Annotated in this window: 14 protein-coding genes and 1 tRNA gene; 5 read left to right on the top strand and 10 right to left on the bottom strand. The window is 67.8% G+C overall.

Features of this window, described 5'->3' with window-relative positions; translation table 11 throughout:
* Positions 1–8: 8 nt before the first annotated feature.
* Together ASE90_RS14615 and ASE90_RS14610 are read left to right on the top strand one after the other, a co-directional pair.
* Entirely contained in the window at positions 9–3,101 is a 3,093-nt protein-coding gene (locus ASE90_RS14615; RefSeq protein WP_235531835.1) for a glycoside hydrolase family 2 TIM barrel-domain containing protein, read from the top strand.
* A complete protein-coding gene (locus ASE90_RS14610) occupies positions 3,098–5,344 on the top strand; it encodes a S9 family peptidase (protein WP_056002147.1) in 2,247 nt (748 codons plus the stop codon). The genes ASE90_RS14615 and ASE90_RS14610 overlap by 4 nt, the downstream gene beginning before the upstream one ends.
* A 115-nt stretch (positions 5,345–5,459) precedes the next feature.
* On the opposite strand, the gene ASE90_RS14605 is transcribed toward ASE90_RS14610, so the two are convergent.
* Positions 5,460–8,144: a DUF5695 domain-containing protein gene (locus tag ASE90_RS14605; protein ID WP_056002144.1), complete on the bottom strand. Its 2,685-nt coding sequence runs from the start codon at positions 8,142–8,144 to the stop codon at positions 5,460–5,462.
* 79 nt (positions 8,145–8,223) lie between these two features.
* On the opposite strand from ASE90_RS14605, the gene ASE90_RS14600 reads away from it, so the two are divergent.
* From ASE90_RS14600 to ASE90_RS14590, 3 genes are read left to right on the top strand one after another with little or no spacing between them, the layout of a single operon-like run.
* Positions 8,224–10,590, top strand: coding sequence for a glycoside hydrolase family 127 protein (locus tag ASE90_RS14600; protein ID WP_056002389.1), 2,367 nt, complete (start codon positions 8,224–8,226; stop codon positions 10,588–10,590).
* Positions 10,591–10,607: 17 nt separating this feature from the next.
* Positions 10,608–11,612, top strand: a complete 1,005-nt coding sequence (locus ASE90_RS14595; RefSeq protein ID WP_082449831.1) for an Ldh family oxidoreductase — start codon at positions 10,608–10,610, stop codon at positions 11,610–11,612.
* Positions 11,609–13,372, top strand: coding sequence for a DUF885 domain-containing protein (locus ASE90_RS14590; RefSeq protein ID WP_056002139.1), 1,764 nt, complete (start codon positions 11,609–11,611; stop codon positions 13,370–13,372). The genes ASE90_RS14595 and ASE90_RS14590 overlap by 4 nt, the downstream gene beginning before the upstream one ends.
* A 21-nt stretch (positions 13,373–13,393) precedes the next feature.
* Here ASE90_RS14590 and ASE90_RS14585 read toward each other — a convergent pair whose 3' ends face one another.
* From ASE90_RS14585 to ASE90_RS14550, 9 genes are all read right to left on the bottom strand, one after another.
* The gene (locus ASE90_RS14585) at positions 13,394–14,281 is read right to left on the bottom strand and encodes a glycoside hydrolase (protein ID WP_235531834.1); all 888 of its coding nucleotides are present in this window, start codon (positions 14,279–14,281) and stop codon (positions 13,394–13,396) included.
* Positions 14,278–15,456, bottom strand: a complete 1,179-nt coding sequence (locus ASE90_RS14580) for a M24 family metallopeptidase (RefSeq protein WP_056002383.1) — start codon at positions 15,454–15,456, stop codon at positions 14,278–14,280. Before ASE90_RS14580 ends, ASE90_RS14585 begins: the two co-directional genes overlap by 4 nt.
* 299 nt (positions 15,457–15,755) lie before the next feature.
* A tRNA-Phe gene (locus ASE90_RS14575) sits at positions 15,756–15,831 on the bottom strand.
* A 29-nt stretch (positions 15,832–15,860) separates the two neighbouring features.
* Positions 15,861–16,061, bottom strand: coding sequence for a DNA gyrase inhibitor YacG (locus ASE90_RS19345; RefSeq protein WP_082449830.1), 201 nt, complete (start codon positions 16,059–16,061; stop codon positions 15,861–15,863).
* Complete coding sequence (locus ASE90_RS14570; protein WP_056002136.1) at positions 16,039–17,013, bottom strand: hypothetical protein; 975 nt, start codon at positions 17,011–17,013, stop codon at positions 16,039–16,041. Before ASE90_RS14570 ends, ASE90_RS19345 begins: the two co-directional genes overlap by 23 nt.
* On the bottom strand, positions 17,006–17,575 hold the full coding sequence (locus tag ASE90_RS14565; protein WP_056002133.1) for a Maf family protein: 570 nt from the start codon (positions 17,573–17,575) through the stop codon (positions 17,006–17,008). Before ASE90_RS14565 ends, ASE90_RS14570 begins: the two co-directional genes overlap by 8 nt.
* Positions 17,576–17,604: 29 nt before the next feature.
* Positions 17,605–17,823, bottom strand: coding sequence for a translation initiation factor IF-1 (gene infA, locus ASE90_RS14560; RefSeq protein ID WP_003049127.1), 219 nt, complete (start codon positions 17,821–17,823; stop codon positions 17,605–17,607).
* Between the two features lie 227 nt (positions 17,824–18,050).
* Entirely contained in the window at positions 18,051–20,006 is a 1,956-nt protein-coding gene (locus ASE90_RS14555) for an alpha/beta hydrolase family protein (RefSeq protein WP_056002130.1), read from the bottom strand.
* A gap of 123 nt (positions 20,007–20,129) precedes the next feature.
* Positions 20,130–22,304 carry a sodium-translocating pyrophosphatase gene (locus ASE90_RS14550; RefSeq protein ID WP_056002380.1) on the bottom strand — a complete coding sequence of 725 codons (2,175 nt, stop codon included), beginning with the start codon at positions 22,302–22,304 and terminating at the stop codon, positions 20,130–20,132.
* Between the last annotated feature and the right edge of the window lie 107 nt (positions 22,305–22,411).

Here is a 22,411-nt window from a genome sequence, read left to right as displayed (position 1 = left end):
AAGAAGCAATGATCGGTCGCGTCGCGCTTGCCATGCTGGTGTCCACACTGGCGGTCGCGACCGCCACCGCGCAGACGGCGGCACCGGCCGAATGGGAGCGGCCGGAGGTCATCCGGATCGGTGCCGAACCGATGCACGCGACGTTCGACGGCTTCGAGACGCGGGCGCTCGCGCTGCGCGACGATCCGGTGCGATCGCGCTATCACCTGTCGCTGGACGGGCAGTGGCGGTTCCACCGATCGGCGACCCCCGAAACGCGGCCGATCGGCTTTGAACGGCCCGACTATGACGTCGCTGGCTGGGGCACGGTGGCGGTGCCCGGCATCCTGCAGGCGCAGGGGCAGGGGACGCCGGTGTTCGTCGGATCGGGTTATCCGTTTCCGATGGACCAGCCCCGGATCGACCACCGGCTGAACGAGGTCGGATCGTATCGCCGCGAGGTGACGGTGCCGGCGCACTTTGCCGGGCGGCGGATGCTGCTGACGATCGGGGCGGCGGGTGCAGCCTATTATCTGTGGGTGAACGGGCAGCGGATCGGCTATTCCGAGGACTCGAAGCTGCCCGCCGAGTTCGACGTGACGGCGGCGATGCGGCCGGGGCGCAACACGGTCGCGATCGAACTGTATCGCTATGCCGATGGCAGCTATCTGGAAGATCAGGATTTCTGGCGGGTCAACGGGATCGAGCGCAGCGTGACGCTGTACGCCGCGCCGGCGACGCATCTGCGCGACATCGATGTACGTGCCGGGCTGGCGAACGGGTTTCGCGACGGCACGCTGGCGCTGAACGTCGCGGTGGCGGGGGCGAACGCGACGGTGCGCGTGCGGGCGAGCGTCCTCGATGGCGGGCGGGCGGTACTGACGCGCGAGGGGGTGCCGGACGCGCAGCGCACCGTCCGGCTGACCGGCGACGTGCCGGCGGTGCGGGCATGGAGCGCCGAGACGCCCGATCTCTATACGCTGTTGGTCGAACTGCTCGATGCGAAGGGGCGGGTGGTCGAGGCGACGCAACGCCGGATCGGATTCCGCACGGTCGCGATCGAGGATGGCGAGGTGCGCGTCAACGGCCGGCGGATCATGATCCGCGGCGTGAACCGGCACGAACATGACCCGCACACCTTCCGGATCGTGTCCGAAGCGACGCTGCGCCGCGATCTGGAACTGATGAAGGCGGCGAACGTCAACGCGGTGCGCACGTCGCACTACCCCAACGACCCGCGCCTGTACGAACTGGCCGATGCCGTCGGGCTGTACGTGATGGACGAGGCCAATATCGAGAGCCACGGCTATCTGTCGCAGGCGCAGCAGAGCGGCGATTTCGAAGGCACGCTGCTCGGCTACAAACCCGAATGGAAGGCCGCGCATCTCGACCGGGTCGAACGGATGGTCGAGCGCGACAAGAACCACCCCTCGATCCTCTTCTGGTCGCTGGGCAACGAGACCGGTGTCGGCACCAGTTTCGAGGCGGCGGCGAAGTGGGTGAAGGCGCGCGACGACACCCGGCTGGTCAGCTTTCTGGGGCACAGCATGAGCGGGTGGCGACACCCGACCAATGCCTATGTCGATATCTTCGCGCCGATGTACGACGATGTCGAAAAGATGGTCGATTATGCTGAACGGCCCGAATTCACCCAGCCGCTGATCCTCTGCGAATATGCCCATGCGATGGGCAACAGCCTCGGCAATTTTCAGGACTATTGGGACGTCATTCGCGCCCACCGGAAATTGCAGGGCGGGTTCGTGTGGGACTGGGTCGACCAGACCATCGCGCGCAAGGACGCGGCGGGGCGCGACTATTGGGCGCAGGGCCGCGACTTCGTTCCTGACGGCGACGACAGCCCGGTCGGCGACGGCGTCATCCGGTCGGACCGGACGCCCGATCCCGAATATTACGAGATGGCGAAGGTCTATGCCCCGATCGCGTTCGCGCGGGCGGGCGACGGGTTCGTCGTGCTGAACCGTCACGACCATATCGACCTGTCGCGCTTCACGCTGGATTATGCGGTGCTGGAGGACGGGCGCGCGGTCGCGACGGGGCGGGTGGCGATGCCGGCCGTCGCGGCGGGGCATCGCGCGCCGCTCTCACTGTCGTTGCCGCCGGCGCGCGATGCCGGGGCCGAACGGATGCTGGTGCTGCGCGCGCGGGCCAAATCGGGGGCGATCCCGCTGGTCGCGACGGGGCATATCGTCGGATACGAACAATTCGCGCTGTCGCCTACGCGTCCGCTGGCCGCGGCGCGGGGCAGCACACCACCGGTCGATGGCGGCGACGTCCTGCGGCTGGCGGCGGGAGATGCGGTGCTGGAGATCGACCGGGCGACCGGGCTGGTCCGACGCTATGCGCGCGGGCGTACGACGTTGCTGAGCGGGGGTGCGCCCGATTTCTGGCGCGCGCCGACCGACAACGACGTCGGCACCGGCATGACCAAAAGCCACCGCATGTGGGAGCAGTTCAGCAACAACCGGCGGCTGGATGCGATCGCGATCGACGGCGATGCGATCGTCGTGACCCATGACATGGGCGTGGGATCGGTGAAGGTCACGACCCGCTGGACGATGGATGCGGCCGGCGTGGCGCGGGCGGCGGTGCGGTTCGTGCCGCTGCGCGACGACCTGCCCGATCCGCCGCGCGTCGGCGTGCAGTTCCGGATGCCGGCGACGCTCGACCGCATCCGCTGGTACGGGCGCGGGCCGTGGGAAAGCTATGCCGACCGCAAGACCGGGGCGCTGATCGGCGAGTGGCGGGGGATGCTGGCGGACCAGTATCACGGCTATGCGCGGCCGCAGGAGTCGGGGACCAAGCAGGATGTCCGCTGGATCGCGGTGACCGGTGCCGACGGGGCTGGCGTGCGGGTGACCGGCGATCGGCCGCTGGCGGTGAACGCGCTACCCTTTCCCTATGCCGATCTGATGGAAAAGCCGCCGGCCAAGGCGCACAGCAGCGACATCCGCCCGCATGGCGACGGTACGCTGCTGATCGACGTCGCGCAGAGCGGTGTCGGCGGGGATACCGGATGGAGCACCGACGGACGGCCGCACATGCGCTATCGCGTGCCGCTCCGCCCGATCGACTGGACGTTCACGCTGGAGGCGGCACGATGAAGCGGTTGTTGCTGGCGCTCGCACTGTTGGCAGGGCCGGTGCAGGCACAGACCGATCCCCGGGTCGCGCAGTCGATCGCGCTGCGCGAACGATGGCAGTGGCTGACCCGCGACATCGCCTTTCCGGCGGAATGGGACGCGGACGGGCGGCATTTCCATTATCGCAAGACGGTGGCGGGCGGGTTCGCGTTCGTCGACGTCGATACCGCTACGCGTGCCAAGTCGGCGGCGTTCGACGCAGCGGCGATGGCGAAGAGTCTCGCCAACGCGCAGGGACAGGCGGTCGATCCACTGCGGCTGCCGTTCGAGCATTTCGATTTCGAAGGCGCGCGGCGCGCGATCCGCTTCGCGATCGATGATGCGCCATGGCGCTGCACGCTGACCGACTATGTCTGCGCGCCGGTCGAGGAACCGGGCCGGCGACCGCGCGGGTTCGGGGTGGTGCGCGACCTGAAGGTGCCGGCGCTGAACGTGCCGCAGCGCTCGCCCGACGGCGCGCGCGAGGCGCTGGTGGTAGACGACAATCTGGTCGTGCGCGGCGCGAACGGCGGTGCGGAGGCGTGGCGCAGTCAGGACGGCAGTCCCGGCGATTTCTACGATCCCGAGACGCTCGTCTGGTCCCCCGATGGCAAATGGCTGGCGCTGTACCGGGTGCGGCCCGGCTATCGCCGGATCGTGACGCGGGTGGTGTCGTCGCCGGTGGGGCAGGTGCAGCCGGCGCTGGCCGAGCAGCTCTATCCCAAGCCCGGCGATGCGATCGATCAGGAGCGGCCGGTGCTCTTCGAGGCAGCGACCGGGCGACGGATCGACGTGCCCGACGCGTTGTTCCCCAACCCGTGGCAACTGGGTGATATCCAGTGGCGCAAGGACGGCCGCAGCTTCGCGTTCGAGTATCTGCGGCGCGGGTTTCAGCAGGCGAAGGTGATCGCGGTCGATACCGCCACCGGCACGGCGCGTGCCGTTATCGGCGAGGATGCGAAGACCTTCGTCTTCAACGAACGCCGCTTCGTGCACGACGTGAAGGGCGAGGGGCGCGAACTGATCTGGGCATCGGAGCGCGACGGCTGGCGGCATCTGTATTGGGTCGACGGCGCGAGCGGGCGGGTGCGGCCGATCACGCGGGGACGCTGGGTCGTGCGCGATATCGCCCGCATCGATGACGATGCGCGGCGCATCTGGTTTTCGGCCGGCGGGGTGACCCCGGGCGAGGACCCGTATCACAAACACTGGTTCCGGATCGATTTCGACGGGCGCAACCTGACCCGGCTGACCGATGGCGACGAAACGCACGAGGCGCGCTTCTCGCCCGACGGCACCAGTTTTGTCGACGTGCATTCGCGCACCGACCTGCCGGAAGTGACCGACCTGCGCGATGCGTCGAGCGGCCGGATCATCGCGACGCTGGAGCGCGGCGACGTGCGCGCGCTGACCGCCGCCGGCTATCGCCCGCCCGAGCCGTTCGTCGCAAAGGGACGCGACGGGACCACCGACATCTACGGGATGGTAGTGCGACCGCGCGACTATGATCCGGGCAAGCGGTACGCGGTGATCGAGAACATCTATGCCGGGCCGCACGACAGTTTCGTGCCGAAGGGCTATTGGCCGTTCGGCGGGTTTTCGGGCGGCGACAAGGCGATGGGGATGCAGCAGATCGCCGATCTGGGCTTCATCGTGGTGATGATCGACGGCATGGGCACGGCCAACCGGTCGAAGGCGTTCCATGACGTCGCGTGGAAGAATCTGGCCGACAGCGGCTTTCCCGACCGGATCGCATGGATGAAGGCACTGGCGGCGAAGGACGCGTCGGTCGATCTGTCGCGGGTCGGCATCTATGGCGGGTCGGCGGGCGGGCAGAGTACGCTCAACGCGCTGCTGTTCCATCCCGACTTCTACAAGGCCGGGGTCGCGTTCGCGGGATGTTTCGACAACCGCATGGACAAGATCGACTGGAACGAACAATGGCTCGGCTGGCCGGTCGATGCGAGCTATCTGGCGGCATCGGGCGTGGTCCATGCCGACAAGTTGCAGGGCAAGCTGCTGCTGGTGGTCGGCGAGCAGGATTCGAACGTCGATCCGGCGTCGACGATGCAGGTCGTCGACGCGCTGATACGTGCGGACAAGGATTTCGAACTGCTGGTCGTCCCCAACGGCGAACATTCCGCCGGCCGGTCGACCGGGCCGGTCGCCTATGGGCAACGGCGCGAATACGACTTCTTCCTGCGCGCGCTGGGTGGGGCGCGGTAGGCATACCCCATCCGTCATCCCCGCGAAGGCGGGGATCCAGACGCGCAGGTCCGGCGATGGAGTCGCAGTCGTCAGAGGTTCTGGATCCCCGCCTCCGCGGGGATGTCGGTGGTGGCTAGCGCGGGGACAGGGTCAAGGTCGTGGCGGTCGACGACAGCGCGACGGTCGTGAACCCCCGCTCCTCCACACCCTTGTCGATCGCATAGGCCGCGCCGCCCGCCGGTGCCTCGACCGACAGATGCGCGGTCGGTGTGGTCGCGGTCGCCGGGTCGAGCGTCAGTTCGATGCGGCGCGTTGCCGGCAGCCAGCGGGCGCGCGCGATCTTGCCTGCCGCGAGCGTGATCCATTGTCGGGCGGGGGCGATGAACAGCCGGGTCCGCGCCCCGTCGCGCGGTTCGATCGCGATCGCCCCGCCATCCTCGCGCACGATCCCGCCGAAGCCCAGCCAACCGAAGGTCGGGTCCTGCACCAGATAGGTCGCGGCGGCATAGGCATGGCCGAAATAGCCCATGCCGTAATCGCCGGTATAGGCATCCCAGCGCATCATATCGGGTTCGGAGTGGAACGCCGCCGAGGCGAAGCCCTCGCGATCGACATTGGTGATCCCGCCCATGAACCCGCCATAGGCGACGCGCAGCAAATGCAGATCGGCCGGATCGCGGCGATAGGCGTCGAACAACGGGACGGCGTTCAGGGCAGAGCCGTAGTGATGAATCTGACGCTCGATCCGCTTCACCTTGCCGCCGTAGAGGAAGTCCCAGTAGCGGCGGGCATTGCCGTTATAGCCCCAGTGCGGGATCGTCGGGTCGTAGCCCAGGATCACCTCGCGCGTGACCGCTGCCTCGCGCGGGTGGTCGAAATAGCGCATCCACGCATAGACCTCGGGCTGGCCGGTCGAATCCCACGCCATCTCGCTGCCGAACGGATAGGCGAGCGTCCGCCAGTGATCGGCGCGCGCCTTCATCAATCCCTCGACCTCGCGCGCGTCGTCGGTCAGCCCCTCACGCTTCAGGTCGGTAAGGATCTCGACGAAGATCTCGCCCTCCATCTGCCCGAATTGCGCATAATGCGGCGCGTCGCGCATCATCGCGACGGTCGTGCGCGCGGCCATGGCGAGATAGAAGCGCCAGTCGTGGCGGGTGACCAGCCCGGCGTGATGGCGTGCGAGCCGATACAGCACCCAATGCCCGATCGCGACATGGGGGTAATTATACGAACGGCCTAGATCGTCGGCCTGTTTCCTGTCCCACGACGCCCAGGTCGACCAGTCGATGCCCTTGTCGTAATAGGACCCGAACGCCTTGGGATCATAATAGAACAGGCTTTTCTTCACCCCGCCGCTCGCCATCTGCAACCGGCCGAGCACGGTTTCGTCGACCATTTGCTCCAGCTTGGCGACCTCGCCGGCATCGGGATGGTCGAGCTGCTTCATGGTCGCGGCCACCCATGCGCCGCCGCCGCCCTCGTCGCTCATCCCCGCGATCCAGACGCGCTGGTCCTGCGTGACGATGCGGTTCGCCTCGCGATCATAGGTGAGGATCGCGGGCGCGCGGTGAAAGGGGTCGGCGGCGTCGTCGAACCATTGCCGCGTCGTGCTGAAGCGGCCGAGATCGGCGGCGACCTGCGCGAGCGGCTTGGTGACGTAGTAATGGACGCTCTGCACGCTGCCATCGGCATAGGTGATCGCGACCCGCGCCCGGCCCCAGCCGGTGCCGGTGACGCGCCAGCGGTTCCAGCCCGCCGGGCCGGCGACGCGGGTCAGCGTGAGCGCATCGGCAGGGGTGACGGCGACGTCGCGCACCGGCTGCGCGGCACGGACGAACAGGTCGGCGGGGCTGTCGGTCGGGACGACATAGCCGGGAAAGCCGATCGCGACCGGCCGGCGCTCGGCCTGCAGCGTCGGTTCGATCGCGCGGATCGACGGCGCGGTGACCAGCCGCACGCCGAACGTCCGCCGCTCGCCCGGGGCGAGCGTGAAGCCGGTCGCGGGGTTCCATGGCTGCCCCTTGTCCGCCATCGCAGCACTGGCGACCATCCAGTCGTAAAAGCCCTCGAACGTCTGCTGGCGCGGCGTGCGATCGGTGAAGACGCTGCCCGCGCCTGTCCGCCGCGCATCGTCGAGGATGCGATATTGTTCGAGCGGGGTGCGGCCATCGGGTACGACCAGCAGCGCCGGACCCTTCCCGTTGAGGCGCGTGACCTGAAGATAGCCGGCGTCGTTGCCGATATACGGGTCGACGAAGCTCGCCTGCGCATGCGCCTGTTCCAGCGAACGATCGGTGATGATGTTGTCGAACACCATCGGCATCCCCAGCGCGCCGACCTCGACCGGCGTGGTGCCGCGATTGACGAGGGTAAAGCGCAGCACCGGCGTGCCGCGCTCACGCAGCCAGGTGCGCTCGACGGTGAGCGGGAACCCCGCGCCCATCGTCGCGGTCATGTCGGCGCGCGCGATCACTGTCCCGCCGGCGGCAAGCGCGCGGACCGGAACGCGATGCTGCGCCGAGGAGAAGTCGCGCCACGTGCCACCGGCGCTGCGGACGCGCAGGTGGAGGTCGCCGATCTGGTTGAAGCCATCGCCCTTGCGCGTCGCGGCCCGGCCGCTGGGTACGAAATCGAACGCCGGTTCGGCGGCGGGGGACAGGGTGCGCAGCGTCTGGCTGGCGGGATCGAGGGTGAGCGTCAGCATGCCGGCGGCATGGCGCACCGGTGCGGGGGCGGCGGTCAGCATCGCGCTGGCCCCCAGCGACAACATCGTGCCAAATGCCACGCTGCCCAGATATACCGTGTATCGCCGCATCACCCTGCCTTGCCTGCAACCGATCGGTTGACTCCGATCCATCTTACCCTATCGTATACAATATTCTTGGGAGATGGAAATGCTGGTTGGACGTCGTGCGTTCCTGATGTCGTCCGCGACGTTGCCGGTGCTCGCGCTGCCGGCGGCGGCGCGCACCATGGCGGCGTTGCCGGCAACGGCCAAGCCGTTTCCGCTGTCGGCGGTGCGGTTGCGCCCGTCCGACTATGCGCGCGCGGTCGAGGTGAACCGCGCCTATTTGTTGCGGTTGTCGCCCGACCGGCTGCTCCACAATTTCCACAAGTTCGCCGGCATGACGCCCAAGGCCCCGGTCTATGGCGGGTGGGAAAGCGACACCATCGCCGGCCATACGCTGGGGCATTATCTGTCGGGGCTGGCGCTGACCCATGCCCAGACCGGCTGCACCGACTGCGTGGCGCGCGCGACCTATATCATCGGCGAACTGGCGCGGTGTCAGGCGGCCCATGGCGACGGCTATGTCGCGGGCTTCACCCGCAAGCGCAAGGATGGGACCGTCGTCGACGGGAAGGAGATCTTCCCCGAGATCATGCGCGGCGACATCCGCTCGGCGGGGTTCGACCTCAACGGCTGCTGGGTGCCCTATTACAACTGGCACAAGCTCTACACCGGGCTGTTCGACGTCATCGACCATATCGGCGCGAACGAGCAGGCGATGGCGATCGCGATCGGACTGGGCGGCTATATCGACCGGGTGTTCGCCGCGCTGAGCGACGACCAGGTGCAGGTCATGCTCGCCTGCGAATATGGCGGACTGAACGAGAGTTTCGCCGAACTGCACGCGCGGACCGGCGATGCGCGCTGGCTGCGGCTGGCCGAGCGGATCTACGACAAGCGCAACCTCGATCCGCTGACGCAGAAGCGCGACCAGCTGGCAAATTTCCATGCCAATACGCAGGTGCCCAAGCTGATCGGGCTGGCGCGGCTGCACGAGATCACGGGGAAGCCCGATCAGGCGACCGCCGCGCGCTTCTTCTGGGAACAGGTGACGCGCCATCACAGCTATGTGATCGGCGGCAATGCCGACCGCGAATATTTCAGCGCACCGGATACCATCTCGCAACACATCACCGAACAGACCTGCGAACATTGCAACACCTACAACATGCTGAAGCTGACCCGGCATTTGTATGCGTGGCAGCCCGACGGGGCGCTGTTCGACTTCTACGAACGCGCGCATCTGAACCATGTCATGGCGCAGCAGGAGCCGGTGAACGGCGGCTTCACCTATATGACGCCGCTGATGACCGGGGCGAAGCGCGACTATTCGGCGCGCGACAGCGAGGAATTCTGGTGCTGCGTCGGCACCGGCATGGAAAGCCATGCCAAGCACGGCGAGAGCATCTTCTGGACTGGGGACGATGCGTTGATCGTCAACCTCTACATCCCCGCCGACGCGAAATGGCAGGCCCGCGACGCGACGCTGGCGCTGGAGACGGGCTATCCGTTCACGGGCGAGGCGACGCTGACCTTTGCATCGCTCGGCAAGGCGGGCACCTTCCCGGTCGCGCTGCGCGTGCCGGGCTGGGCGAAGGGGCGCGAGCTGCTGGTAAACGGCAAACCGGTCGAGGCGGCCTCCGCCGGGGGCTATGCGATCGTCACCCGGCGGTGGCAGGCAGGCGATGCGGTCACGATCCGCCTGCCGCTCGACCTGCGGATCGAGGCGACGCCGGGCGATGCGCAGACGATCGCGGTACTGCGCGGGCCGCTGGTGCTGGCCGGCGACCTCGGGCGTGCCGATGGCGAATGGGACAAGCCCGATCCATCGATGGTCGGCGACGACCTGCTCGCCGGGTTCGTGCCGGTGGCGGGCGAAGATGCGCAATATGCGACGCGCGGGCTGATCCGGCCCGGCGACCTGAGCTTCGTCCCCTTCTATCGCCAATATGACCGCCGCTCGGCCGTCTATTTCAAGCGGTTCACCGATGCGCAGTGGAAGGTCGAGGAAGCTGGCTTCCTTGCCGAACAGGCGCGGCAGAAGGATCTGGCGGCGCGGTCGGTCGACGTCATGCATCTGGGCGAGATGCAGCCCGAGCGTGACCATCAGCTGACCTCCGAGATTTCCTACCCGCTGGTCTATCGCGGGCGGAACGGGCGCGACGCGCGTACCGGGGGCTTTTTCGAATTCGCCATGGCGGTGAAGCCCGGGCCGCTGGTCCTGCAGGCGACCTATTGGGGGGATGAGCGCAAGCGCAGCTTCGATATCCTGATCGACAATCAGCGGATCGCGACCCAGACGCTGGACGCCGATCGGCCGGGGGCGTTCTTCGACGTCGATTACCCGGTGCCCGAGCCGCTGACCAAGGGCAAGAAACAGGTAAAGGTGCGCTTCGTGCCGCATGACAAGAACAGTGCGGGGCCGGTGTTCGGCGTCCGGCTGTTCACCGCGAAGGCGGATGCCACCGCGTGAGCGAGCCGCACGTCCGCATGACCCTGTCCGAGGTGCGCGACTATGCCCGCGCGACGCTTGCCCGTGTCGGGCTGGCCCCGGCGCATGTCGCGGCGGTTGCCGAGACGATCGTCGCCGGCGAGCGCGATGGTTGCGGCGCGCACGGCCTGTACCGGTTGCTGGTCGCGGCGCATTCGGTCGCGAGCGGGGTGGTGGTGCCCGATGCGGTCCCGGTGCTGGAACGACGGGCGGCGGGCGTGGTGCGGGTGGACGGGAAAGGCGGCTTTGCCCAGCTGGCGTTCGAGACCGGTCGCGATGCGCTGGTCGAGGCGGCACGCGCAAACGGGATCGCGGCGCTGGCGATCAACCATGCCGTCCACTTCGCCGCGCTCTGGCCCGAGGTCGAGGTGCTGGTCGAGCATGGGCTGGTCGCGCTGGCGGTGACGTCGAACCACGCGTGGGTCGCGCCGGCCGGCGGCACGCAGCCGGTGTTCGGCACCAATCCGATCGCGTTCGGCTGGCCCCGTGCCGGTGCCGCGCCGTTCGTGTTCGATTTCGCGACCAGTGCGGTGGCGCGCGGCGAGATCGAACTGCATCGCCGCGCGGGCCGGCCGGTGCCGACCGACTGGGGCCATGCGCCCGACGGCAGCGACACGACCGACGCTGCGGCGGTGCTGGCCGGGGCGATGCGGACGTTCGGCGGGCACAAGGGATCGGCGCTGGCGCTGATGGTCGAACTGCTCGCCGGACCATTGATCGGTGACCTGACCAGTGCGGAATCGATCGCATGGGATGCGGGGCGCAAGGGATCGCCACTGGGTGGCGAGTTGATCCTCGCGCTCGATCCCGCCGGGTTTCTGGGAGCGGAGGCTGCGGCGCAGATGGCCCGTGCAGAGGCGGTGTTCGCCGCGATCGAGGTGCAGGGCGCGCGGGTGTCGGGAGCGCGTCGCCACGCGCTGCGCCCGATCAGCGAGCGCGAGGGAGTTTGGGTGTCGCGGGCGCTGCTGCGCGACATCGACGACGTTACGGGGGACAGGGCATGAAGATTACGCTGGCAGTGGCGCTGTCGATCGCGGCACCCGTGGCTGCGCGGGCGACGACGACGGTCGCTGCCGCGCCGGCCGCGTCGGCCGACGCGGCGTTCCGGCAATTGTCCGAGCGCGAATATGCGTGGCGCAGGACGCTGACCGGTCCGGGCGAGGATTCGCCGACCAGCCGCAACGCGGCGCTGCCCGATGTCGGACCGGCGGCGCAGGCGCGGATGACGCAGCGCTGGACCGAAACGATGGCCGCGCTCGACCGGATCGATCCGGCGACGCTCGGGCCGGCCGCCCGCGACGATTATACCGTCTATCGCGCACAGATCGCGGCGTTGCTCGCCCGGCAGCAATACCGCGATTACGAAAAGCCGTTGAACGCCGACACCAGCTTCTGGATCGATCTGGCCGGCATGGCGCGCGAGAATTACCGCGATGAGGCGGCGTTGCGGCTCTATCTGTCACAGCTGGCCAGCGTCCCGCGCTATTTCGATCAGCAGATCGCGAACATGCGCGCCGGGCTGAAGCGTGGCTTCACGCCGCCGCGCATCACCCTGCAAGGACGCGATGCCGGGGTGCGTGCGGTCGTGGAGGCGGATGCGGGGGAGGCGTCGCCCTTCTACGCGCCGTTCCGGACGCTGCCGGCGACCATCCCGGCGGCGCGGCAGGCAGCGCTGCGGGCCGAGGCGAAGCGGGTGATCGCGCAGGCGGTGGTGCCGGCACATGCGACGCTGATGGCGTTCCTGCGCGACGAGTATATTCCGGGGGCGCAGGAAAAGCTGGCGGCGTACGACCTGCCCGACGGGCGGAATTATTATCGGTCGAAGGTACGCGAATTCGTGACCCGCGACCTGCCGCCCGAGGAAATCCACGCGATCGGGCTGCGCGAGGTGGCGAAGATCCGCGCGCGGATGCAGACGGTGATGACGCAGGTGGGGTGGAAAGGCGATCTGCCGTCGTTCCTGAACCACCTGCGCACCGATCCGCAATTCTATGCGAAGACGCCGCAGGACCTGCTCAACCGTGCCGCATGGATCGCCAAGACGTTCGACGGCAAGGCCGCGACCTATTTCGGCCGGTTGCCGCGGATGCGGTTCGCGATCAGGGCCGTCGACCCCGACATCGCGCCATTCTACACCAGTGGGCGGGGCGGACCGGGCATCTATCTGCTCAACACCTATGACCTGCCGTCGCGCGGGCTCTATTCGCTCCCGGCGCTGACACTTCACGAAAGCGCGCCGGGCCATGCGTTCCAGATGCCGTTCGCGATGGAGCTGACCGACCTGCCCGAATATCGCCGCAACGAATATATCTCGGCCTATGGCGAGGGCTGGGCGCTGTATTGCGAGGCGCTGGGCGAGGATATGGGGATGTACGAGACCCCCTATGACCTGTTCGGCATGCTCAGCTATCAGATGTGGCGCGCGGCCCGGCTAGTCGTCGATACCGGCATCCATTCGAAGGGTTGGACGCGCTCGCAGGCGCAGGCGTTCCTGCGCGACAATACCGCGTTGTCGAACCACGAGATCACGACCGAAGTCGATCGCTACATCGCATGGCCGGGGCAGGCGCTGAGCTATTATATGGGCGAGCTGGCGTTCCTCGACGCGCGGGCGAAGGCGCAGGTGGCGCTGGGCGAGGGGTTCGACTATCGCGCGTTCCACGATGCGATGCTCAGCCTGGGATCGGTGCCGCTGCCGATGATCGATGCGCGGGTCGACCGCTTTATCGCCGACAAGGGCAAGGGGCCGTACCCGCTGCCCTGAACGCGCCGACCGGCGGCATCTTCAGCAGATTTCCGCCGTCGCCCTGGGCGGATCGCCGGGCGGTACGCGCGCGGGATGGCGGTAGAAGACGTCGCCGGGCAGGCGGTGGCGGTCGCCATAGACCTGCGCCAACAGCGCGTAGAGGGTCGGGTCATAGCGTTGCAAGTCATCGTCGTTGAGCAGCCGCTGCCCATCGACGACGATCAGGCGGTTGGTATTGAACCAGAGCTGCGTTCCCTCCGCCCAATATTCGTCGACCGTCGTCGCGGCATATTCGCCGCGCCACGCCCCCCGCGCCATGGCAGTTGCATAGGCACGCTCTACCGCGGCATGGAGCGCGGTGTCGCGTTGCCGGATCGCGGCGAGGATGGCGTGCGAGAATTCGTGGACGAAGGTGTTCTCGCCATAATACCACGTGCCCGGCGTACCGAGCAGGTTTTCGGCCGGGGCGGTGGTCAACGGCCCACCCATGCCGCGGGCACGATTGTTCCAGTAATCGCGGTCGCTCAGCCGTCCGATCCGCTCGACATAGTGTTTGCGCTCGCACAGAGTCAGGCGGGGATCGTCGGCGGCGGGTTTGGTCCAGTGGCGCTGTTCGGGCAGATCGATCAGCCCCTCGGTCAGGGCGATGATCGCGACGCGATAGCCCGACGCCGCCATCCAGCGGCGCAGGTCGGGGCGATCGGCCAGCATCGCGATGGCGATGTCGCGCGCGAACAGCAGCGCGTCGTCGGGCACCTTCGCCGACGACACGACCGGCACGCCGCCGGCATCGACATATCGTTGGTAGAAGGGGTCGAGCCGGAGGTCGGCGGGTGGCGGTCCGATCGTCGTCCCCGCATAGCGGCCGGGCGCGGCAGCCGATGGCACCGCGACCGTCGCCAGCAGCAGCGCGATCAGCGGCGTCATCCGAACGGGCGGTCGATCGACGGCTGCGGTTCGGTGAACCATGCCGCGCCGGTGTCGGTGACGTGAAAATGATCTTCCAGCCGGATGCCGAAACGGTCGGGAACGACGATCATCGGTTCGTTCGAAAAACACATGCCCGGCGCCAGCAGCGTCGGGTCGCCGCGCACCAGATAGGCGGGTTCGTGGATCGACAGGCCGATGCCGTGCCCGGTGCGATGCGGCAGGCCGGGCAGGCGGTAATCGGGGCCGAGGCCCTCCCGCACCAGCAGCGCACGGGCGGCGGCATCGACGGCTTGCGCCGGCACACCCGGCGCGGCGGCGGCGAAGGCAGCGGCCTGCGCGGCATGTTCGATGTCCCAGATCGCGCGGACGTCGTCACCGACCGGGCCGAAAGCATAGGTGCGGGTGATGTCGCTGTGATAGCCGCCGACGCGACAGCCGGTGTCGATGAGCACCAGTTCGCCTTCGTTCAGTGCGCGGTCGCCGGGCAGGCCGTGGGGAAAGGCGGTGGCGCGGCCGAACTGGACGATGCAGAAATAGGAAGCGCCGCCACCGATCGCGCGATGGGCTTCGTCGACGAAGCGGACGACCTCGCTGGCGAGGATGCCAGGACGCAGGATGCGGGCGGCGGCGGCCTGTACCGCCAGCGTCATGTCCTTGGCACTTTGCAGCAGCGCAAGTTCGGCGGGCGACTTGACCATGCGACAGCCGTCGATCGCGGGCGCGCCGTCGGTCAGCGTCAGGCCGTGACGGGCCAGCTTCTGCCCCCAGGCGAAGGGGAGCACCGGGTCGATGGCGAGGGTGGCCCCGGCGGGCAGCGCGTCCTTGACCAGCGCGGTCGGGTCCTGATCCTCTTCCCATAGCAGCAGGTCGGCGGCGATGGTCAGGTCGGCCTCCAGCGTACCGCGCTCGAACGCCGGGCAGACGATGCGCGGGGTGCCGGCAACGGGCAGGAGCAACGCGACCATGCGCTCGCTGGCACCCCATGGAATGCCGGTGAAATAGTCGAGCGAGGCCCCGGTATGGACGAGCAGCGCGTCGGCACCGGCCTCGGCCGTCCGGGCGCGCGCGCGCTCGATCCGTTCGGCGCGTTCGGTGGCGGTAATCGCCGGGGCGGGGGCGACCGATCGAATCGCGGCGAGTTCCGTGGCCGGGGTCGATCCGCCGATGGTCATCATGGTCTCCAGTCGAAATGCCGGTATCGGCAGGGGAAGTCGGTCGACGCTCAATCTAGCGGGGATCGCGATCACCGTCAGCCCTGGTTACGGATAGCGCTGGCATCCTTGTCATTGCACGCGGCGAGGCCGGTTACGCGGAATGCACGGTTCAGCGGGTGGTATCGGCAGCCTGCCGGACGGCGACGCACGGGTCCGAGCATGTCAGGAACGCGGGACGTCGCTCACGGAGCTACACCCGGCGTTCGCGGGTGGTGCTTGTCCCGGCTCTACCGTTCAGAACGACGATGTATGAGGCGTGGTGCCCAGGGACGGGATCGAACCGCCGACACTGCGATTTTCAATCGCATGCTCTACCAACTGAGCTACCTGGGCCTGTCCGGGTGACCGGAAGAGCCGGCCTGTTAGCCGCGCGAATCGTCGCTGTCCAGCCCGGTTTCCGATTTTTCGTCGGAAGATGCGGCGGGACCGGCGATCCGATACCCTTCGCCCATCCAGTTCAGCATGTCGCGGTCGCGACAGCCGCGGCTGCAAAATGGACGGAAGGCCGGATCGGTCGGAGCCGAACACAGTGGGCAGCGGTTACGGGAAGCGGGCCTGGACATGGCCCGCGGATATGGCGAGGCCGCTCTCCGCCCGCAAGGCGAGCGATGCGCCGAGCGTGCGTTCGACCGCCGCGATCCAGTCCGGCCGGGCGGCGACGGCCGCGATGACAGCGGGATGCGCGGCCAGCGTCCGTTCGCCGCTGCCGCCGGTGCGCTCCGCCTGTCGCAGGAGCGCGCGGGCATGGGCAGGCACATGGGCGAACAGTTCGGGGAGCGATGCACGCGACCGCCGCCGCACGATCTGCAGGAAGCCGAAGCCGTTGACGGCGGTGCGCTCGAACGGTTGCGGCAGGATGGCATCGACCGCTTCGGCAGTCGCCTGCCGGACGGCCTTATCGTTCACCGTCGGCAGGTCGATGCCGATCGACCCGGCGATATCGAGCCGGGCGATCGCCGCTGCCGCCGCCCGCGCACCGGCGATGGCGAGCGCTGCGGGGGCGAGGTCGCCGTCGATATCGATCAGCGTCATCGCCGGGGTCAGCGCGATCGACAGCGCACCGCCGGGAAAGGCGACGTGCCCGGTGGTCGCTTCCTCGATCAGCAGCGGCCAGCCGGCATCACCCAGAAGATCGCGATCGAACGGTCCGACAAGGCGCGCGCCGGGCAGGTCCGCGATCGAAGGACCGTCGCACGGTTGCGCGTCGGGCGCGGCGGGACGGGCGCGGGCGCGCTTGGGCTTGCCGGGTTCGGACAGGGCCGGGCGGGTGATCTCGACCAGCAAGGTCGCGCCTTCGGTGACCGTACGGGGCAGGGGTCTCAACAGCGCCTCGCCATCGTCCCACGCGACGATGCCCTCGTTACGGACGGGCAGGCGGCGGACCAGCCGGGCGGCGACGATCGTGCCCGCGCGCAACGCGTCGTCGGGTTCGATCCGGGCCTCGACAATGTCGCCGTCGACGATACGCGCGGCGCGGACTTCGCCGATGCCGCGCTCGACGATCCAGTCAGCCAAGCGCAACGCCGGCGGTTTCGAGCAGCGCGCGGGTATCGAACAGCGGCAGGCCAATCACGCCCGAATGGCTGCCGGAAAGGAAACGCACGAAAGCTTCCGCGCGCCCCTGAATCGCATAGCCGCCAGCCTTGCCCAACCCTTCGCCGCACGCGATGTACGCGTCGATCTCGCGCGGTTCGAGCCGCTTGAAGGCGACGATCGTATCGGCGATGCGAATGCGCGCCTGTCCGTCGGGCATCAGCACGCATACCGCCGACAGGCAGTGATGGCGACGCCCCGACAGCAGACCGAGCAGCTCGCGCTGCACGTCCTCGCTGGTGGCGGGGGGCAGGATGCGGCGACCGAGCGCGATCGTCGTGTCGCCGGCCAGCACCACCGCACCCTCGACCGGACCGATCGCGCGCGCCTTCGCCTCGGCAAGGCGCAGCGCATAGGGACGCGGCAATTCGCCTTTCAGCGGGGTTTCATCGATATCGGGTGCCTCGACGCGATCGGGCACCGCGCCGATCCGCGCCAGCAGGTCGCGGCGGCGGGGCGAGGTCGAGGCGAGAATCAGGCGCATGGCCGCAGGTCCGGTCACGCGGGGTCCGCTTACTTGAAGCGGTAGGTAATGCGACCCTTGGTCAGGTCATACGGGGTCAGTTCGACCAGCACTTCGTCACCGACCAGCACGCGGATGCGGTTCTTGCGCATCTTGCCGGCAGTGTGTCCGAGGATTTCGTGATCGTTCTCGAGCCGGACGCGGAACATCGCGTTGGGCAGCAATTCGACCACCTGGCCGCGCATTTCGAGAAGTTCTTCCTTCGCCAAACAAATACCTCGTGAATAAGGGCGCACCGGAACCGGGCGGGTCCCCATAGGCGCAAACCATAAAAAAGGAAAGCGCGAACGGCCGGACCCGTGGCTGACACGGCCGGTCGTCGTAGTTTGGACGAAAATAGGCGCGGTGCCGGGCGGGCGCAAGGTGCGGGTGGTCCGCACTCGCACGTCACCCCCGGGTCTAGCCTTCGGGTGACGGTAGGTGGGGGATTGCCCGGTCAGGCCGGGTTATGCTCCTTCAGGAACGCGGTCATCTCTTGCAGGAATTGCAGCCGGTCCTCGCCACGGGAGAAGAAATGGTCGCCGAGCGGCTGTTCGACATAGCGATAGGATTTGCCCGCCCGTTTCAGTTCGGCGGCAAGCATCCGCGACTGTGCGACCGGCACGCGCTTGTCGACCTTGCCATGCATCAGCAGGATCGGCGTCGAGAAGTCGGCGGCGTGGAAGCGGGGCGAGACCGTCTGGAAATCGGGTGCCTGGCTGCGCAGCCAGTCGCCGATGGTGCGGCCGTTCAGGAACTGGCTGTCATAGCGGCGCAGCGCCGCCAGATCGGACACGCCGGCATAGCTGATCGCGCAGCGGTACAAGTTGCCGTCGCGCTGGGCGGCGCGCATCGCCGCATAGCCGCCATAAGACGCGCCGACCATGCAGGCGCGCTTGGGATCGGCGATCCCTTCCTTTGCCAGATGGGTGACCGCGTCGTTCAGATCGTCCTGCATCTTCAGGCCCCATTCGCCGGCCCCCTTCCGGGCGAAGGCGGTGCCATAGCCCGACGATCCGCGATAATTGGGCTGGATCACGACATAGCCGAGCTCGGCCAGATATTGCGTCCACCAATCCCAGCCCTCGCTGTCGCGGGCCGAGGGGCCACCATGCGGCAGGACGATCAGCGGCAGGTTCTTCTGGTTCAGCCGGTGGCGCGGCATGGTCAGTACCGCCTCGATCAAGGTTCCGTCGCGCGCGGCATAGCGGATGGTGCCGACCGGCGAGAGGCGGCGGCTCTGCAACGTCTTGCTGTTCCACGCGATACGCTGCATCCGGCTGAACGCGCTGTCCCAGTAATACAGGCCGCCGGGTTGGGAGGCTGCCGCGACCTCCACCAGGAACTTGTCGCGCTTGCGGTCCCACGACACGATCCGCGCGCGACGGTCGCCGATCGAGGCGTTGATGTCGGTTTGCAGTGTCTTCAACTTCTCGTCGAACCATGTGGTCCGTCCGTAGCGTTCGGTTACGGTCACGCCGGCGACGTCGTTCTCGTCGGCATTGTCGATGATGCCGTCGATGTCGTACCCCTCGAGCGAATAAAGTTTCTTCCCCAGCGCGAGGTCGGGCAGCGATACCTGATAGACCGAGGTGAAGCCGCCTTCGTCGTCCAGCGCGATCGCGCTGCCGTCGGTGCGGAAGGTGATCGGGATGGTCAGACCGTCGTCGTCCTTGCGTTCGCGCCGGGCGATGACACGGAAGCTTTCGGTATTGTTCGCACGGTACAGCAGCGCGGAGCGCCGCGACTGGTCGTTATATTGATAGGCGGCACGGACCTGCCCCTGTCCGTCGGCATACCAGCTATAGACGTTGGGGCGGCCATCGGCGACGCGGCGCGATTTGCCGGTCGATACGTCGACTTCGAACACGGTCGGGTTGAAGTCGGATTCGTTTTCGATCCCCGTCTGGCGCGACAGCAGGATGCGCGGGCTGCCGTCATGCGCGACCCACAGCACATCGTCGGCGCGCAGGCCCGATTTATCCCAGTCGAGCCGACGGGTCGTCTTGAAATCGGCCTTCACGCTCAGCACGCGGGTGACGTAATATTCGTTGCCGTAGAGCAGTTGCTGCGTACCCAGCCCGACGATCAGCCAGTCGTCATTGACCCAGCGCCACCAGTTGATGTCGGTATCCTCGGGCGTGCCCAGCCCGACGTTGCGGGCATCGCCGCTCAACTGCGACAGCACCAGCACCTGTTTGCCGCCGATCGCGCTCTTGGCGACGACGCGGGTACCGTCGGGCGACAATTTGGGCGATTCGATCGATGGCAGTTCGGCGAACGCCTCGATCGGGACCGGCGTGGCGGGATCGACCTTGGCCGCATCGACCTTGGCGGATTTGTCCGCAGGCGGCGGCGTCTGTGCCGGAGCGACGGTGGCAAGGACAAGGCCGATGGCCGCAACGAACCGCATGAACCCCCCTGTTCGGGGGCGGCCGGGATGCGCGCCCCGCGCACCTGTTCCGGCAAGACTGGACGCCCCCATCCGCCGTCGATCCTAACGCGGCGGACGGGGGACGCAATCGATCAAAGGAACCTATCCGGCGGTGTGTCCGGCAAGGGCCGCCAGCAGCAACAGCGCGACGATGTTGGTGATCTTGATCATCGGATTGACCGCCGGGCCGGCAGTATCCTTGTACGGATCGCCGACGGTATCGCCGGTCACCGCCGCCTTGTGCGCCTCCGATCCCTTGCCGCCGTAATTACCGTCCTCGATATATTTCTTGGCATTGTCCCATGCGCCGCCGCCGCTGGTCATCGAGATGGCGACGAACAGGCCGGAGACGATGACGCCGAGCAGCATCGCGCCGAGGGCCGCGAACCCCTGCGCCTGTCCGGCGACCCACGTCATGATGTAATAGACCGCGACAGGGGACAGGACGGGGAGGAGCGAGGGGATAATCATCTCGCGGATCGCGGCGCGGGTGACGATATCGACGGTGCGGCCGTAATTCGGACGGCTTGTGCCGGCCATGATACCGGGATCGGCAGCGAACTGCGCGCGGACATCCTCGACCACCGAACCCGCCGCGCGGCCGACCGCGGTCATGCCGAACGCCCCGAACAGATAGGGGAGCAGCGCGCCGAGCAGCAGCCCGACGATGACATAGGGGTTGGACAGCGAGAAATCGACGGTCAGGTCGGGGAAGAACAGCTTCAGGTCGGTGGTGTAGGCCCCGAACAGGACGAGCGCGGCGAGCGCGGCGGAGCCGATCGCATAGCCCTTCGTCACCGCCTTGGTCGTGTTGCCGACCGCGTCGAGAGCGTCGGTGCGGCGGCGGACCTCGTCCGGAAGGTTGGCCATCTCGGCGATGCCGCCGGCATTGTCGGTCACCGGGCCGTACGCATCGAGGGCGACGACCATACCGGCGAGCGCCAGCAGCGCGGTCGCGGCAAAGGCGACGCCGATGATGCCGGCCAGCTGGTAGGACGCGATCACCGCGATCACGATCACCAGCGTCGGCAATGCCGTCGATTCGAGGCTGATCGCGAGGCCCTGAATGACGTTGGTGCCATGACCGGTGACGCTGGCCTTCGCGATCGACTTGACCGGGCGATAGGCGGTGCCGGTGTAATATTCGGTGATCCACACGAGTGCGGCGGTGACGGCGAGGCCGATCATCATGCACCAGAACAGGTCCATGCCGGTAAAGCTTTGTCCGGCGACCGGGGCCTGTGCCCCCAGCGCCCCCTCGACGGTCAGCGTATCGCCGCCGGGATCGAGGAAGCCCGCGCCGCCGATCACGGCGTTGAGATCGCCCAGCGCCCAGCTGGCCGCGAACCAGATGGCGGGGACCGCCAGCAGCGCGGTGGTCCAGAACCCCTTGTACAGCGCGCCCATGATCGACTGCCCCTTGCCCAGCCGGACCATGTAGGTGCCGAGGATCGAGGTGACGATACACACCCCGCCGACGATCAGCGGCAACGCCATCAACCGCAGCAGTTCGGCGGGCGGTGCCTGAACCAGCAACGCGATCGACACCATCGTCAGGCCGATGGTGACGACATAGGTTTCGAACAGGTCGGCGGCCATGCCGGCGCAGTCGCCGACATTGTCGCCGACGTTATCGGCGATTACGGCTGGGTTGCGGGGGTCGTCCTCCGGGATGCCCGCCTCGACCTTGCCCACCAGATCGGCGCCGACATCGGCCGCCTTGGTAAAGATGCCGCCGCCCAGCCGCGCGAAGATCGAGATCAGCGATGCGCCGAAGGCAAGCGCGGTCAGCGCCTCGATGACTTCGCGGTCGCCCGGACCGTGGCCGGCGATGGCGACGAGGTACCAGAAGATGCCCGAGATCGCGAGCAGGCCGAGGCCGGCGACCAGCATCCCGGTGATCGCGCCCGAGCGGAACGCCATGGTGAGGCCGCCCTGCAGCGAGCCTCGCGCGGCCTCTGCGGTACGGACGTTGGCGCGGACCGAAATTTCCATGCCGACATAGCCCGCGACGCCCGACAGGATCGCGCCAATCAAGAACCCGACCGTCGACAGCGGCCCGAGCGTGGGGAACAGGATGATGGCGACGATCACGCCGACGATGGCGATGGTGCGATACTGGCGACCCAGATAGGCCTTCGCCCCTTCCTGGATTGCGGCGGCGATATCCTGCATCCGCGCGTCGCCCGGCGAGGCGCGCAGCACCTGCATACTCGTGAACACACCGTACAACACGGCCAGCGCACCACACGCCATGGCCAGATAGACTATCGTCATCCGCAACCCCTCCTGCATGGGGCCGCCCGGCTGTCTCGTCGGGTCGAACCCCTTGGAAGCGGGGCAGCTTATGCGCATGGGCGGGGGAGGCAACCGTTAATTCCTCC

Source organism: Sphingomonas sp. Leaf67 (assembly GCF_001421965.1).
GTDB lineage: Bacteria > Pseudomonadota > Alphaproteobacteria > Sphingomonadales > Sphingomonadaceae > Sphingomonas.
This window is presented reverse-complemented; position numbering and strand designations above follow the sequence as displayed.